This is a genomic window from Clavibacter zhangzhiyongii (assembly GCF_014775655.1).
Lineage (GTDB): Bacteria > Actinomycetota > Actinomycetes > Actinomycetales > Microbacteriaceae > Clavibacter > Clavibacter zhangzhiyongii.
Genome location: NZ_CP061274.1, coordinates 2,316,442 through 2,332,659, shown reverse-complemented (window position 1 = coordinate 2,332,659; position 16,218 = coordinate 2,316,442). Strand labels below are relative to the sequence as shown.

6 protein-coding genes are annotated in these 16,218 nt (G+C 78.7%); all 6 read left to right on the top strand.

The annotated features are described in order from the left end of the window. The first annotated feature begins 95 nt into the window (after positions 1-95). Entirely contained in the window at positions 96-1,676 is a 1,581-nt protein-coding gene (locus tag H9X71_RS10995; protein WP_191147131.1) for a serine/threonine-protein kinase, read from the top strand. Beyond that, positions 1,673-7,660: an Ig-like domain-containing protein gene (locus H9X71_RS10990; protein WP_191147130.1), complete on the top strand. Its 5,988-nt coding sequence runs from the start codon at positions 1,673-1,675 to the stop codon at positions 7,658-7,660. Before H9X71_RS10995 ends, H9X71_RS10990 begins: the two co-directional genes overlap by 4 nt. Positions 7,661-7,718: 58 nt before the next feature. Beyond that, positions 7,719-8,771, top strand: a complete 1,053-nt coding sequence (locus H9X71_RS10985; protein ID WP_191147129.1) for an AAA family ATPase — start codon at positions 7,719-7,721, stop codon at positions 8,769-8,771. After that, a complete protein-coding gene (locus H9X71_RS10980; protein WP_191147128.1) occupies positions 8,768-10,327 on the top strand; it encodes a DUF58 domain-containing protein in 1,560 nt (519 codons plus the stop codon). Before H9X71_RS10985 ends, H9X71_RS10980 begins: the two co-directional genes overlap by 4 nt. Further along, entirely contained in the window at positions 10,324-12,810 is a 2,487-nt protein-coding gene (locus tag H9X71_RS10975; RefSeq protein WP_244961591.1) for a transglutaminase-like domain-containing protein, read from the top strand. The genes H9X71_RS10980 and H9X71_RS10975 overlap by 4 nt, the downstream gene beginning before the upstream one ends. 90 nt (positions 12,811-12,900) lie before the next feature. Then, a complete protein-coding gene (locus H9X71_RS10970) occupies positions 12,901-16,212 on the top strand; it encodes an FtsK/SpoIIIE domain-containing protein (RefSeq protein ID WP_191147127.1) in 3,312 nt (1,103 codons plus the stop codon). Positions 16,213-16,218: the final 6 nt, after the last annotated feature.

The following is a 16,218-nucleotide window of genomic DNA, read 5'->3' as shown; positions in this document are numbered from 1 at the left end:
CCCGCGCGGATCCGGAGCCTAGACTCGACTGGATCGACCACCCGCCCGCCGCCCGCACCAGCCCCTGCCGTCGGTCCGAACCCGAAGAGGGGGCCATGGCCAGACGCCTGCCGTCGTCCCCGCCGGTGCTGCCGGGGTTCACGTACGTGACGGTGCTCGGATCCGGCGGCTTCGCCGACGTGTTCCTCTACGAGCAGGACATGCCGCGGCGCCAGGTCGCCGTGAAGGTCATGCTCGCGGAGATCGTGACCGAGCGGCTGCGCGCCATGTTCCGCGCCGAGGCCGACCTCATGGCGCAGCTGAGCGCGCACCCGTCGGTGCTCACGGTGCACCAGGCGTCGGTCGCCGCCGACGGCCGGCCGTACCTCGTGATGGAGCTGTGCTCGTCGAGCCTCAGCGACCGCTACCGGCGCGAGCCGCTGGGCGTCGCCGAGGCGCTGCGGGTGGGGATCCGCATCGCGAGCGCCGTCGAGACCGCCCACCGCGCGGGCGTGCTGCACCGCGACATCAAGCCGGCGAACATCCTCACCACCGCGTTCGGGCACCCCGTGCTCAGCGACTTCGGCATCGCGTCCACGCTCGAGGACGCCGCCGCGACCGACGCGGTGGGCCTGTCCATCCCGTGGTCGGCGCCCGAGGTGCTCGCCGAGGAGAGCCCGGGCACCGTGCGGAGCGAGGTGTGGTCGCTCGCCGCGACCGTGTACTCGCTGCTCGCCGGGCGCAGCCCCTTCGAGGTGCCGGGCGGGCAGAACGCGCCCGCGGACCTCGTGGCGCGGATCCAGCGCGCGCGGCCGCTGCCGACGGGACGCGCCGACGTGCCCGAGCGGCTCGAGCTGGTGCTGCGCCGCTCGATGTCGCGGGAGCCGTCGGCCCGGCCGGAGTCGGCGCTCGCGTTCGTGCGCGAGCTGCAGGCGGTCGAGGCGGAGCTGCAGCTCGCGCAGACGCCGCTCGAGGTCGCGAGCGAGGACTGGGCCTCCGCGGTCGCGGCGGGCGACGACGATGGCGACGACCCGACGCGCGTGCGCGGCATCGTGCAGGTGGATCCCGGGACCGCGGGCTCCGGCGGCGTGCGCCGGGCGCGGCGGAAGGCGACCCCGACCGCGGGGCGGGGAGCCGCGGGGCGCGGGGGCGCGCCCGCCGCGCGCGCGGTCATCGGCGGCGTGGGCGTGCGCTCGGGCGGGGCGTCGACGGCGTCCGCGTCGGATCCGGTGCGCGCGGTGTCCGCGTCGGTGGGCCGCTCGGGATCCGGGCCCGTCGGCGCCTCCGTCCCCGGCCGGTCGGCCGCGCCCCGGCCGCGGTCCTTCCTCGCCCGGCACCGCATCGCGCTCGTCGCGGCGGCGTCCGGCGCGATCGTCGCGAGCGTGCTCGTGGGCGTCCTGCTCGGGGCGTCCCGCAGCGGCACGGCCGCGCGCGACATCCCGGTGGTCGGCGCGATCGAGGCCGCGACCACCGCCGACGGCGTGCAGTTCTCTTGGAGCGACCCGGGCCTCGACGCCGGCGACGCCTACCAGGTGGTGCGCGACGGCGGCCTGCCGAGCACGCAGCGCGACACGTCCTTCCGCGTGACGGCCGGCACGGGCGGCACGGGCGACCGCGCGTGCATCCGCGTCACCGTCACGCGCGACGGCATCGCGGGCGCCGCGTCGACGGAGAAGTGCGCGGAGCTGCCGCGATGATCCGCGACTGGATCCGCCGGCACCGCCAGGCCGCGACGACCGCGACCGGCGGCGCGCTCGTGCTCGCCCTCCTCGCGGGCTTCGCGCTCGTCTCCGACGGCTACGACGCGCAGCGCGTCGACCTCGACGACGGGTCGGTGTGGGTCGTCAACTCCGCGCAGCAGGCCATCGGCCGCGCCAACACGGCCGTGCTCGAGCTCGACAGCGTGGTCGACTCCCGCAGCGAGGACATCGACGTGCTGCAGGCGGGATCCACCGTGCTGCTCGCCGACCGCGGCGCCTCCCGGCTCGACGTGGTCGACGACGCGACGAGCGAGGTGGTCGACACGGCGCCGCTGCCCGCGGGCGCCGAGGTGATGCTCGCGGGATCCCGCGTGGCGATCCTCGTGCCCGCGACCGGCCAGCTCTGGCTCGTGCCCGTGGCGGGCCTCGCGGCCTTCGACGCCGCGAGCGCGCCCGCGCTCCTGCTCGGCGCCGACGCGGTCGCGTCGATGGACGACGACGGCACCCTGCTCGTGTACTCGGCGGAGTCGGGGATGCTGTCGCGGATCCGCGCGGCGACGGACGACACGGTCGAGGCGACCGTGGACGTGGGGCCCGTGGGCGCCGCGGCGGACCCGACGGCGGAGGGCGCGGATCCCGCGCGGGCGGTCGGCGGCGAGACCGTCGAGGCGGGCGAGGCGGGGCGGCCCGCCGGGCAGCGGCTCGCGCTCACCTCGGTCGACGGCCGCTGGGCCCTCTACGACGCCGACGCGCGGGCCCTCCTCCTCGACGGGCGGACGGTCGACCTCGCCGGATCCGTCGCCGGGGACGCGCGCGTCGCCCTCCAGCGCGCCTCGGGGGACGGCGGCAGCGTGCTCGTCGCGCACACGGGCGGCCTCGTCGAGGTGCCCGTGGCCGGCGGCGACCCCGTCGTCGTCGCCGACCGGCCCTCCGGCGCACCCGCGCGGCCCGTGCGCGTGGACGGCTGCGAGCACGCGGGCTGGGCCGGCGGATCCTCCTGGCAGCGCTGCCTCGCACCCGCCGCCATCGCGGGCGAGGAGGGCGGCGATCCCCGCCGCTCCGCCGCCGGCGCCCTCACCGATCTCCCGGGCGCGCCCGCGCAGGCCGCCCTCCGCTTCCTCGTCGACGGCGCCCGCGTGGTGCTCAACGACGTGCGCGGCGGCACCGCGTGGGCCGTGCAGCGCGGCGCGGGCCTCATCGACAACTGGTCGGACCTCATCGACCGCGACCGCTCCGACACCGTCGTCGAGCAGAACACGGCCGACACCCCGCCCGAGACCGACCGCGTGCAGCAGCCGCCCGTCGCGGTCGACGACGACCTCGGCGCGCGTCCCGGCCGGACGACCGCGCTGCCCGTGCTCCTCAACGACCACGACCCGAACGGCGACGTGCTCGTCATCGACTCCGTCACGCCCGTCGACGCGGCGGTCGGCGCGGTCGACGTGGTGGACGAGGGGCAGGGCCTGCAGCTCGCGCTCGCCGCGGGGGCCTCCGGCGTCGTGCGCTTCTCCTACGTCGTGAGCGACGGCCGGGGCGGCACGGCGACCGCGGACGTGCGCGTCGCGGTGCGCGCCGCCGACGAGAACGCTGCGCCCGTGCAGGCGCGGCCCGCGACGGGCACGGTGGCCGAGGGCGACCGGCTGCAGGCCGACGTGCTGGGGAGCTGGTACGACCCCGACGGGGATCCGGTGTACCTCACGCGCGCGAGCGTCGCCGCGCCCGACGCCGTGAGCTGGAAGCCCGAGGGCCGCGTCGTCTACACGGACGCGGGGGCCGGCGGCGACACGCGCACGGTCGCGCTGCAGGTGTCCGACGGGCGCGAGGAGGGATCCGGCGAGCTGGTCGTCACCGTGCGCCGCGCCGGCGACGTGCCGCTCGTGGCCGAGGGCTTCGTGGTGCAGGCGTCGATCGGGCGCGAGATCACGGTGGAGCCGCTCGCGCACGCGCGCGGCGGGAGCGGGGCCATCCGGCTGGCGGCGGTGCCCGCGCGGGCCGGCGTGCAGGTCACGCCCGACCTCGAGGCCGGCACCTTCCGCCTGCAGGGCGCCGTGGCGGGCACGCACCTGCTCGAGTACACGGTGACCGACGGGCGGGTGACCGCGACGGGCACGGTGCGCGTGGAGGTGCGCGGCGCCGTCGAGTCCGACGGCCGGCCCGTCACGGTGCCGCACACCGTGTTCGTGCGCGCGCTCCAGGCGCAGGACGTGGACGTGCTCGCGGCCGACTTCGACCCCGCGGGCGGCGTGCTCGTGATCACCGACGCGACCTCGCCCGGCGACGCGATCGGCGTGCGGGCGGAGGTCGTGCAGCAGCGGCTCGTGCGGATCAGCCTGACCCGGCCGCTCGACGGGCCCGTGGACGTGGCGTACCGCGTGAGCAACGGCGTGGCGGAGGCGACGGGCGTGATCACCGTGATCGAGGTGCCGGAGCCCGCCGTGCGCCAGCCGCCCGTGGCGACCGACGACCGGGTGGCCGTGCGCGTGGGCGACGCGGTCGACATCCCCGTGCTCGCCAACGACGAGCAGCCCGACGGCGACGCTCTGCGCCTCGACCCCGTGCTCGTGGATCCGCTGCCCGAGGGCGCCGGCCTCCTCTTCGCGAGCGACGACCGGCTCCGCTACCTCGCGCCCGACCGCACGGGCGACCACACGGCCGTGTACCGCGCGGTCGCGCCGGACGGCCAGTGGGCGACCGCGACCCTCACCATCTCCGTGCGCGAGGCCGACGCCGCCACCAACGTCGCGCCCGCGCCGCGCCCGCTCACCGCGCGCGTGCTCGCCGGCGAGACCGTGCGGATCCCCGTGCCGCTCACCGGCATCGATCCCGACGGCGACTCCGTGCGCCTCCTCGGGCAGGACGCGGCACCCGAGAAGGGCCAGGTCACCGAGGTCGGGCCGGACTGGATCGAGTACCAGGCGGGCGACTACTCCACCGGCACGGACGCGTTCGCCTACGCCGTCGTCGACGGGCTCGGCGCGCGCGCGACCGGCACGATCCGCGTGGGCATCAGCCCGCGCGTCGAGGGCGCGCGCAACCCGGTCGCGACCGCCGACACCGTGACCGTGCGGCCCGGCCGCGTGCTCCGCGTGCAGGTGCTCGCGAACGACACGGATCCGGACGGCGGCGCCCTCGAGCTCGTCTCCGTGCAGCCGCAGGCGGAGGGCCTCGTCGCGGGCCTCGACGGCGACACCGTCCGCGTCGTCGCGCCGGAGCAGGCCGGCCGCTACGGCTTCGTCTACGGCGTGCGCAACGCGCGCGGGGGCACGGACGAGGCGTTCCTCACGGTCATCGTGGATCCCGCCGCGCCGCCCACCCGCCCCGTCGCGCGCGACACCGTGCTCCAGCTCTCCGACGTGCTCGACCGCTCGAGCGTCGACGTCGACGTGATGCGCAACGTCTTCTCCGCGGAGGGCGACGTGTCGGCGCTCGTGATGAGCGTGGGCGCGGGCTACGAGGACGTGGCGCGCGTGACGCCCGACGGCCGGATCCGCGTCGAGGTCGGCGACCGGCGCCGCATCGTGCCGTTCACGGTGGCGCAGCCCGACGACCCCGCCGTCTCGGCGACGGCCTTCATCTGGGTGCCCGGCTTCGAGGACACGCTGCCGCAGCTGCGCGTGGGCGTGCCGCGCCCGACCGTCGCGAGCGGCGAGCGGCTCGTGGTGGACCTCGACGACCAGGTGGTCGCGGCGGGCGGGCGGGCCGTGCGGATCGCCGACCCGAACTCGCTCTCGGCGACGCACGCCGACGGCCCGGTCGAGCTCGTCGACGAGGACACCATCGCGTACCGCAGCGAGCCGGGGTACTTCGGGCCCGCCGCGATCGCGTTCGCGGTTACGGACGGATCCGGGCCCGCAGGAGGGGCGGGCGGCCGCACCGCCGCGCTCGTCCTGCCGATCACGGTGACGCCCACCGAGAACCAGCCGCCGGTGTTCCGGGGCGCCGTGATCGACCTCGAGCCCGGGCAGTCCAAGGACATCGACCTCGGCCGCCTCACCACCTATCCGTACGCCGACGACCGCTCGCAGCTCGCGTTCGCGGTGGAGGGCGCCGTCGCCGCCGGGTTCCGCGCGTCGGTGGACGGCGGGACGCTCCGCATCTCCGCCGACGAGGGCGTGGCCGCGGGCGCCGCCGCGTCCTTCCCCGTGAGCGTGCGCGACGCCACCCAGTCCGGGCGCGCCGGCCGCGTCGACCTGCGCGTCGTGCCCTCGACGCGGCCGCTCGCGCAGCCCGCGACCGACGAGGGGGAGGTGACCCGCGGATCCTCCACCACGATCGACGTGCTCGCCAACGACCAGGCGGGGAACCCGTTCCCCGGCACGCCGCTCACGGTCGCCTCCATCCGCGGCGCGGACGGCGCGAGCCTCCCCGCGGGCGTCACCGTGACCCCGTCGGACGACCGCGCCACCCTCGCCGTGAGCGCCTCCGCCGACGCGCTGCCGGGCGACGTGCGCGTGCAGTACGAGGTGCGCGACGCCACGGGCGACGCCGGCCGGGCCGCGTTCGGCACCGTCGTGATCCACGTCCAGGACCGCCCGGGCCCCGTCTCCGCCCTCCGCGCCACCGGCTTCGCGGACCGCTCGCTCACGGTCGCCTTCGAGCCGGGCGTCGCCAACGGCTCGGCCGTCACGGGCTACCAGGTGCGCGTGCTCCGCGGCGGCACGGCCACCGCGACCGTGACCTGTCCCTCCACCACCTGCACCGTGCCGACCCCGGGCAACGGGCCGTCGAACGGCGTGCAGGTCGAGGTGAGCGCGGTCAACGGCGTCGGGGCGTCGGATCCGGTCTCCGTCTCGGGCCTCTGGTCGGACGTGCTGCCGGCCGCGCCCGCGGGCCTCGCGACCGAGCCGCTCGTCGACGGCCTGCGCGTGTCGTGGCAGCCGTCCGCGGTGCCCGCGTCGTCGAGCCCGGTCACGCAGTACGTCGTGACGGTCGGTGGCGTGACCCGTCAGGTCGCCGCGGACGCCACGGGCGTCGAGGTGCGGGATCCGTCGCTCGTCGCCGAGGTGCCCGTCGCGGTGTCCGTCGCCGCGCGCAACAGCGCCCAGGTGCAGGAGGCGTCCGCGTGGCTCGCCGCCTCCACGACCGGCACGCCGCGCGGTGCCCCCACCGCGACCGGCGCGCCGACCGCGACCGCGTACGGGGTCGACGAGACGAGCGTCACCGTGTCGTGGCCGGCGTTCCAGGGCCAGGGCGTCGACGGGATCCGCTACCTCGTCGCCGCGTACGCGCCCGGATCCGCGCCCGGCTGCTCCGTCGCCACCGAGGGCGTCGCGCCGTGGGCCGCCGAGCACGGCCCCGCGGTCGACGTGGGCGGGGCCACCAGCCACGTCGTCACGGGACTCGCCGTCGACGAGCCCGTCGCCTTCGCGGTGCTCGCCGCCAACAGCCAGGGCTGCACGGTCGTCGAGGCCGGGCAGCTGACCCCGCGTACGGCGCCGTCCACGCCCGTCGTCCGCGTCGACCTGCCGAGCCCCGACCGCTCGGCCGACGGCGTCTTCCGCGCGGTCCTCGCCGACGTCCGCTACCGGCCGGGCGACCCGTCCGCGTCGGCGCTGCTGCTGTACCGGGTCGACGGGCAGGGCGACGGCTTCCCGATCGGCGTCGGCCAGGCGCTCACGCTGCCGCGCACGGGCGTCGGCGCGACGATCCAGCTGCGCGTCCTCGAGGACTCGGGCGACGGGCGCCAGCGCTCGAGCGGCTGGTCGGCTCCGGTCTCCGCCGGCACCGCGGTCGACGCGCGCGCGGGCGACGTGCAGTTCGCGACCGACGGGTCCGGCGCGACGAGCGCCTCCTGGACCTCCATGCCGTCGGGCGGCGGCTACGCCCGGAGCGAGCGCCGCTGCGGCGGCCAGGGCGCGTGGATCGACGCGTCCTCGGGGGCGGCCGGATCCTGCGCGATCCCCGCGGGCGCCGAGCGGATCCTCGAGGTGCGCGTCACCGCGAACTCGGGCACCCTGTACACGTACGCCCACCGCGGATGACGGCCGATCCCGCGGCCCTCCCGCCGATCCCGACGGCCGCACCCGAGAGGCACGCCCCATGACGATGACCGCCGACGAGGCCCGCGCCTTCCAGGACGAGTTCGCCCGGCTGGTCCGCAGCGTCGAGCAGGTGCTCCTCGGCAAGTCGCACGTGGTCCGCCTCGCCTTCACGGCCATGGTCACGGGCGGGCACCTGCTGCTCGAGGACGTGCCCGGCACCGGCAAGACCTCGCTCGCGCGCGCCATGGCGCAGACGGTCGACGGCACGCACAGCCGCGTGCAGTTCACGCCCGACGTGCTGCCCGGCGACATCACGGGCGTCAGCGTCTACGACCAGCGCACGGGCGAGTTCGAGTTCCACCGCGGGCCCGTGTTCGCGAGCATCGTGCTGGCCGACGAGATCAACCGTGCGAGCCCGAAGACCCAGTCCGCGCTCCTCGAGGTGATGGAGGAGGGCCGCGTCACGGTCGACGGCACCCCGTACGACGTGGGCGACCCGTTCATGGTCATCGCGTCCCAGAACCCGATCGAGCAGGCCGGCACCTACGCGCTGCCCGAGGCGCAGCTCGACCGCTTCCTGCTGCGCACCTCCATCGGGTACCCCGACCACGAGTCGATGCTGCGGATCCTGCAGGGCGCCGCCGTGAGCGCCCACGACGTGACGCTCGCGCCGGTCGCGACGGCCGCGTCCGTGCGGGCGCTGCAGGAGCGCGCGGGCACCGTGCACGTGGATCCCGCGATCGCCGACTACGTCGTGCGCCTCGTCGACGCGACGCGCGTCGCGCCCGAGGTGCGGCTGGGCGCGAGCGTGCGCGGGGCCCTCGCGCTCGTGCGCGCCGCCCGCACGTGGGCCGCCGCCGACGGCCGGCACTACGTGGTGCCCGACGACGTGAAGGCGCTCGCCGAGCCCGTGCTCGCGCACCGCCTGCTGCTGGATCCCGAGGCCGAGTTCGACGGGGTCACGCCCACGAGCGTGCTGTCGCAGATCCTCATCGAGACCGCGCCGCCGCGCGACCGGTACGCGGGGGCGCCGTTCGCGGGCGAGGCGGCACCGGGTGCTCCGGGCGCCGGAGCCGCTCCCGACGCCGCGGGCGCGCGGCCGGGCGGATGAGCGCGGCCGGGACGCGCCGCGGCAGCTCGTCCGCGCCAGCCGCTGCGTCAGCTGCGTCCGCCGCACCCGCCGCGCCCGCCCTCGGCGACGACCCGCAGGCTCCCGCCGCCCCGCCGCGGAACGCGGTCGTCCGGCTCCTCGGCGTCGTCACCCCGCTCGGCCGGGTCGTCGCGATCGCGGCCGTCGTCGCGGGCGCCGCCGGCTACGCGCTCGGCTGGCGTGAGCTGGTCGCCGTCGCGTGGACGGCGGCCGCGCTCTGGGTCATCGCGCTCCTGCACCTCGTCGGATCCGCCGGCGTCGAGGTGGCGCTCCGCCTCCCGCGCGACCGGGTCGTCGCGGGGGAGCGCGCGCCCGCCACCGTCGCGGTCCGCAACCCGCTGCGGCGCCGGGCCGTGGGCCTCACGGTCGAGGTGCCCGTGGGATCCGGCCTCGCCGAGATCCACGTCCCCTCGCTCGGGCACGGGCAGGTCCACGAGGACGTGTTCGTCGTGCCGACCTCGCGTCGCGGCGTCATCGCGCTCGGGCCCGCGCGCATCGTCCGCGGCGACCCGATCGGCCTGGTGCGCCGCGAGTCCGCCGAGGCCGCCGCGACCCGCCTCCTCGTGCATCCCCGCACCCTCGCCATGCCGAGCACCAGCACGGGCTTCGTGCGCGACCTCGAGGGCCGCGCCACGCGCGACCTCACCGACAGCGACGTGTCGTTCCAGTCCCTCCGCGAGTACGTGCCGGGCGACGCCGTGCGGCACATCCACTGGCGGTCCACCGCCAAGACGGGCGTGCACATGGTGCGCCGGTTCGAGGAGACCCGGCGGAGCCACGTGATGGTCGCGCTGTCGCTGCACGCGGGCGACTACGGGGCGCCGGAGGCGGAGGCGGAGGCCGAGGCGGGAGCGGCGGCGGCGGACGGCGCGCGCGCCGCGTCCGCGTCGTCCGCGCAAGGTGGCGTCGCCGGATCCGCCGTCCCCGCCGGCGGGACCACGGTCGCGGCGGGGCGGTCGGAGGGCGGGCTCGCCGGATCCGCCGCCGACGCCGAGTTCGAGCTGGCCGTGAGCGTCGTCGGCTCGCTCGGCGCGCGCGCCATCGTGGACGCGCGCACGGTGTCCGTCGTCGCCAGCGCCGACCGCGCGGGGCGGGCCCGCCGCCGCCTCCCGACGGCGCCCACGCTGCCGGGCCTCGCGCGCACGGTCGCCCGGTCCGCGCCCGCCCGGTCCCGCTCCGCGCGCCTGGTCCGCCTCGCCACCGTCACGCGCACCCGCCTCCTGGACGACCTCGCCGGCATCGCGGCCGCCGACCGCGCCGTCGACGTCGTGGAGCTCGCCCGCGCGGCCGCCGACGAGGTCGCGGGCGTCTCCGTCGTCTTCCTCGTCTGCGGCACGGGGGCAGGCCCCCGCGCGATCCGCTCCGCCGCCGTCGGCTTCCCGCCCGGCGTCCAGGTGGTCGCGGTCGTCTGCGACCCCGAGGCCGAGCCCTCCCTGCGGCGCATCGGCGACCTCTCGGTGCTCACCATCGGCTACCTCGAGGACCTGCGCGGCGCCCTGCAGCGGAGCGCGACGTGAGGGGCGCCGGATCCCGCGACCCCGGCCGCACGCTCGTCCCCGTCCTGGCCGTGGCCCTGCTCACCGGCCTGGCGACCGCGGCCTTCTGGCCCGTGCACCAGGACGCGTCCTTCGTCCGGATGGCGGCGATCACGCTGGCCGCCGGCCTCGCGATCGCGCTCGCCGGCGCGCGGCTCCGCTGGGGGAGCGCCGTGGTCGCGGGCGCCGTGCTCGTCGCGTTCCTCGCGCTCGGGGTGCCGCTCGCCGTGCCGACGCGCGCCGTCGACGGCTGGCGGCCCACGCTCGCCGGCCTCCGCGACCTCGTGGAGGGCGCCTCGCTCGGCGTCGTCCGGCTGCTGACCATCGCCCTCCCCGTCGGCGACTACCAGGCGCTGCTCGTCCCCGCCTTCGCGCTCGTGCTGCTCGGCTCGGTCGTCGGCCTCACCGTGGCGCTGCGGTCCCGGCGGCCGGAGCTCGCGGTGATCCCGTCCCTCGTGATCCTCCTCGCGGCCGCCGCCCTCGGACCCGACCGCAGCCAGGGCCCGGACGCCCCCGACGCGTCGGGCCTCCTCGTCCCGGTCGCCCTCGCCTGGCTCGCGACGGCCCTGCTGTGGATCGCGCGCTGCCGCTGGCGCCGCCGCCACCGGGCCGTGCGCCGCCTCGGCCGGCAGTCGGGGATGCCCGTGGAGTCCGCCGCCGACCGCCGCCGCTCGGGCGCGCGCGCCGGCGCCTCCGCCGCGGCCGTGCTCGCCGTCGCCCTCGTCGCGGGCGTCGCGGCCACCGCCGCGGCCCCGCCGCACGCCGCGCGCACGGGCCTCCGCTCCACCGTGGAGCAGCCGTTCGACCCGCGCGAGCAGGTCAGCCCGCTGTCGTCGTTCCGCACCTACTGGAAGCAGCCGGCCGTCGACGCGACGCTGCTGACCGTGCGGGGCCTCCCCGCGGGCGGGCGGATCCGGCTGGCCGCGCTCGACACCTACGACGGCGTCATCTACGGCGTCGGCGGCGCGCGCGGCAGCGTCGACGCGTCGCGCACCGGCCAGGCGTCGGGCACCTTCGCGCGCGTGCCGTACCGGCTCGACCAGACCGGCGTCGCGGGCGACGACGTGACCCTCGACGTCGTCGTCGGCGACTACCGCGGCGTGTGGCTGCCGGGCGCGGGCCGCCTCGAGCGCATCGGCTTCGCGGACGACGGGGGGCGCCTCGCCGACTCCTTCTACTACGACGACGCGACCGCGACGGGCGCGGTCCTCGGCGGGCTGTCCGCGGGCGACGCCTACGAGGTCCAGGCCGTCGTCGCGTCGACCCCGCCGCTGGAGGCCCTGGCCGACGAGCGCCCCGGCGACGCCGTCGCGCCCCGGCCGACGGGCGTGCCCGACGAGGTGGGCGCGCGCGTCGACGCCTCCGTCGCCGCCCCCGACGGCGCCACCGCGGGCGGCGCGGACGCCGGCCCCGGCACGTCGGCGTCGCCCGGCGCGCAGCTCGTCGCGGCGATCTCCGCCCTCCGCGCCGACGGCTACGTGAGCCACGGCGTCGGCGACGCGCCCTTCAGCCGGTCGGGCCACTCCGCCGAGCGCATCGCCGACCTCCTCACCACCCGGCCGATGCTCGGTGACGCCGAGCAGTACGCGGTCGCGGCGGCCCTCATGGCCGACGACCTCGGCTTCCCCGTCCGCGTCGTCATGGGCTTCGCGCCGGGCGAGGCGGCCGTGCGGGAGGCGCTCGGCGGGCCGGTGCCGATCCGGGGATCCGACGTCACGGCCTGGATCGAGGTCGACACGGCCTCCTCCGGCTGGGTCGCCGTCGACCCGAACCCGCCCGTCCGCGACGTCCCGGACGCCCTGCCCGACGAGCCGACCGAGGTCGCCCGCCCGCAGACGGTGCTGCCGCCGCCCGTCGAGGAGCAGGCCGAGCCCGAGGACCGCACCCCGCCCGACGCGAGCCGCGACGACCGGCCCGAGGCGGATCCCGCGCTCCAGGCCCTGCTCGCCGCCGTGCGCGTCGCGGGCTGGTCGCTCCTCGCGCTGGGGCTGGCGGCCTCGCCGTTCCTCGCCGTCGTGGGCGCCAAGGTGCGGCGTCGTCGTCGCCGCCGGGGCGCCGCCGCCGCACGCGACCGGGTGCGCGGCGCGTGGGAGGAGTTCCGCGACGGCGCGGTCGACCGCGGGCTGGTGCCCGAGGCCGCGGCGACGCGACGGGAGGTGGCGCGGCTCGTCGGGGTGGGCGGCGCGCGCGGGCTGGCGGACGTGGCGGACGAGGCGGCCTTCGCGCCCGGCGAGGTGCCGGATCCGCTCGCCGACGCCGCGTGGCGCCGCGTCGACGAGCTCGCGACCCGCATGGACGCGGGGCGGACCCGGCGGCAGCGGCTGCGCGCGCTCGTGTCGCCGGCGTCGCTGCGGCGCGGGTGGGTCGGGCGCGGCGGGGGCGGTGCGCACGGTGCCGGTGCGCACGGTGCCGGCGCGGGCGGGCACGGTGCTCGCTCGCACGGGCGCCGTCGTCCGCGGCCCTGACGGATCCTCCCCAGCCCGCCTCGACGGCCGCCCTCCACGGACCGCGGTCCGCCGGCCGGCGACGGTCGCGCGGCGTGGTGGTCTCGCGCCGTGGACATCGCCCCGCCCCCGTCGCCCGTACCCGCCCCGCCCCCGCCGTTCCCCGTGCTGGGCGTGGCCGCGCCGCTCGTCGTGAGCGTCGCCGTGTGGGCGATCACGCGCTCGCCGTACGCCCTCCTCTTCGCGGCCCTCGGCCCGGTGGTCGCGGTCGCGGGCGTGGCCGACCAGCGCATCTCCGGCCGCCGCTCCGCCCGCCGCGCGGCCCGGGAGGAGCGCGCCGGCCACGAGCGCCTGCACGCGGAGGTGCGGGCGCGCATCGCCGCGGTCCGCGCCGCGCTCGGGTCGCGGGCCCCGTCCGCGCGCGACATCCTCGACGGGCGGGCGAACCCGGCGCTCCTCTGGCGGGCGGACCCGGGCATCGACGCCGGCCGCGCGGCGCCGGTCCTCGCGCTCGGCACGGGGGAGGTGCCGAGCGGCCTCCTCTGGCGGGGGGATCCGCGGGCGCGCGTCCCCGGCGAGGTGGCGCCGGCCCGTCAGCGGCGCGCGCGTCGTCCGCCGCTGCCGCGCTCCCGCTCCCGCTCCGTCCACGGTCGCGCTGCATCGGCCGTCGCGGGCGGTGCGCCGACGTGGGCGGATCTCGTGGGCTGGGTCCCCGACGCCCCCGTCCTCGTCTCCTCCGCGGGCGGCCTCGGGCTGCGCGGCGCTCCCGCGCTGGTCGCGCCCGTCCTCCGGGGCGTCGTGGTGCAGCTCGTGCACGCGCTGCCGCCCGACGACCTGCGCGTCGTCGCGCGCCCGGCGGATCCCGCGTGGGACTGGCTCGCGCGCCTCCCGCACGCGGCCGACGGCCTGCGCGTCGAGGTGGGGGCGGAGGATCCGGGAGCCGCGGTCGTGCGCCTGCGGCTGGGCGCGCGGGAGGTCGTGCTCGCGGCGGCGTCCCGGGTCGAGGCGCTCCCGGCCGCGTGCCGCACGGTGCTCGACGTGCGGCGTCCGGGCGACGCGCGGATCCTCGCGGCCGAACCGGCGCCCGGCGCCCCCGATGCCGCGCCCGGCGAGGCCGCCGCGTCCGCCGCCGAGCCGCTCGCCGACCCCGCCGCCGACCCCGCCGCCGGACGGCCCGGCGGGGAGGACGGCCCCGCCCGCCTCACCCGCACCGGCGCCGTCCGGCTCGAGCTCGTGTCCCTCGCGGAGGCGGCGCGCCTCGCGGACGAGCTCGCGGCGCTCGCCCGGCACCGCGGGCTCGCCGCGGCCCGTGCCCCGCTGCCCTCGCGCGTCCCCTTCGCGGAGCTGCCGGCCGTCGCGACGCCCGGCATCCCACCCGCATCCGTCGCCGCCCCCGCCCGCTCGCTCGCCGCGGTCGTCGGCGTGGGGCACGACGGACCCGTCGCGATCGACCTGGTCGCGGACGGCCCGCACGCGGTGGTCGCGGGCACCACGGGCAGCGGCAAGAGCGAGCTGCTCGTCACGTGGATGGCGGCGCTCGCAGCCGCGCATCCGCCCGAGGAGGTCACGGTGCTCCTCGTCGACTTCAAGGGCGGCGCGGCGTTCGACCCGCTGCTCGTCCTGCCGCACGCAGTCGGGCTCGTCACCGACCTCGACGGACAGGGTGCGCGGCGCGCCCTCGAGAGCCTGCGCGCGGAGATCCGCCATCGCGAGCGCACCCTGCGCGAGGCCGGCGCGCGCGACGTGGACGACCCCGCGGCCGCCGGCGTCCTGCCGCGCCTCGTCATCGTCGTCGACGAGCTGGCCGCCCTCCTCGCCGACCAGGACGGCCTGCACGAGGTCGTCGCCGACATCGCGGCCCGCGGCCGGTCGCTCGGCATGCACCTGGTGCTGTGCACGCAGCGCCCGGCCGGCGTCGTCCGCGACGCCGTGCTCGCCAACTGCGACCTCCGCCTCTCGCTGCGCGTCAACAACGAGGCGGACAGCCGGGCGCTCCTCGGCACGCCCGAGGCCGCGCGCCTCGGCGACGCGCCCGTCGGCCGCTGCCTCATCGGGGCGCACGGCGGGCCGGCGCGGCCGTTCCAGGTCGCGGTCGCGACGGCCGACGACCTCGCCCGCGTCGCGGCCGCCCGCCCGCCGCGGATCCCCGTGCGTCGCCCCTGGCTGGATCCGCTGCCCGCCGCCGTCCCCTTCGCCGACCTCGCCGCGCCCGCCGCCGCACCCGCCGCCGCGCCCGCCGCCGCGCCCGCCGCCGCGCCCGCCGCCGCGCCGGCCGGAGCGGCGACGCCGTCGGTGCCGTTCGCCCTCGTCGACCTGCCGGCCGAGCAGCGACGCGAGACGGCAGCGTGGCGGCCCGCGACCCACGGCCACCTCCTCGTCGTGGGCGGGCCGGGATCCGGCCGCAGCACGTGCCTGCGCACCCTCCGGGCGGCGGCGCGGGCGGGCGGCGTGGAGGTCCGGGCGGCGCCCGCGGATCCGGAGGGTTGCTGGGACGCGATGAGCGCGGTGGTGGCGCGCATCCGCGATCCCGCCGCGCCGCGCCGGCCGCTGCTCGTGCTCGCCGACGACCTCGACGTCGCCGTCTCCCGGCTCGAGCCGGAGCACCAGGCGGCCCTCCTCGAGCTCGTCGCGGTCGTCGTCCGCGAGGGCCCGCTCGCGGGCGTGGCGCTCGCCGCCTCGGCGCGACGGCCGGGAGGCGCGCTGCAGGCCGTCGCCGCGGCCGCGGGCCCGCCCGTGCTCCTCCCGCTGCCCAGCAGGCAGGAGCACGTGCTCGCCGGCGGCGATCCGCGCCTGCACGACCCGCGCGCGACGCCCGGCGCGGGGGAGTGGCGGGGCGAGCGGATCCAGGTGGCGCTGCCGCCCGAGGGCGCGGCGGCCTCGGCGCTCCACGACGGCGTCGCCCCGGATCCCGCGCCGCCCCTCCGCCTCGGCCCGGACGCGGTGCACGCGCTCGTGACGCCCTCCCCGGTCGCCGCGGTGGCGCGCCTCCGCGCCCTCGGCTGGGACGCGGCGGAGGCCGCGCACCTCCCGGTCGGGTGGTCGCCGGATGCGGCGCGCCCGACCCCGGAGGGATCGGGCGTGCCTCTGTCTACCGCTGCCGCCGCTGCCGCCGCGCAGCCGACGGGCCTCCGCGTCGTCGTCGCCGACGCGGACGCGTGGCTCGTCCGCGGCGCGCTCCTCGCGGAGATCCGCCGCGCGGGCAGCGTCGTCCTCGAGGGCTGCGCGCCCCGCGACGCCCGCACCCTGCTGCGCGTGCGCTCCACGCCGCCACCGCTGGCGCCCGTCCCGGGACGCGTCTGGCAGGTCACCCCCGCGGGCGACGTGCGCCGTCGCTCGTGGCCGACGCCGACGCCCTCGCCGACTGCGACTCCGACGCCGCGACCCCGCGATGCCCGTCACGCGACGACCGCGGTCGTCGCGTGACCCGTC

What these genes read in the sequence shown, in the direction of transcription:
- H9X71_RS10990 (WP_191147130.1), top strand. Translation starts at nt 1,673, where the DNA reads ATGATCCGCGACTGGATCCGCCGGCACCGCCAGGCCGCGACGACCGCG.
- H9X71_RS10985 (WP_191147129.1), top strand. Translation starts at nt 7,719, where the DNA reads ATGACGATGACCGCCGACGAGGCCCGCGCCTTCCAGGACGAGTTCGCC.
- H9X71_RS10995 (WP_191147131.1), top strand. Translation starts at nt 96, where the DNA reads ATGGCCAGACGCCTGCCGTCGTCCCCGCCGGTGCTGCCGGGGTTCACG.
- H9X71_RS10980 (WP_191147128.1), top strand. Translation starts at nt 8,768, where the DNA reads ATGAGCGCGGCCGGGACGCGCCGCGGCAGCTCGTCCGCGCCAGCCGCT.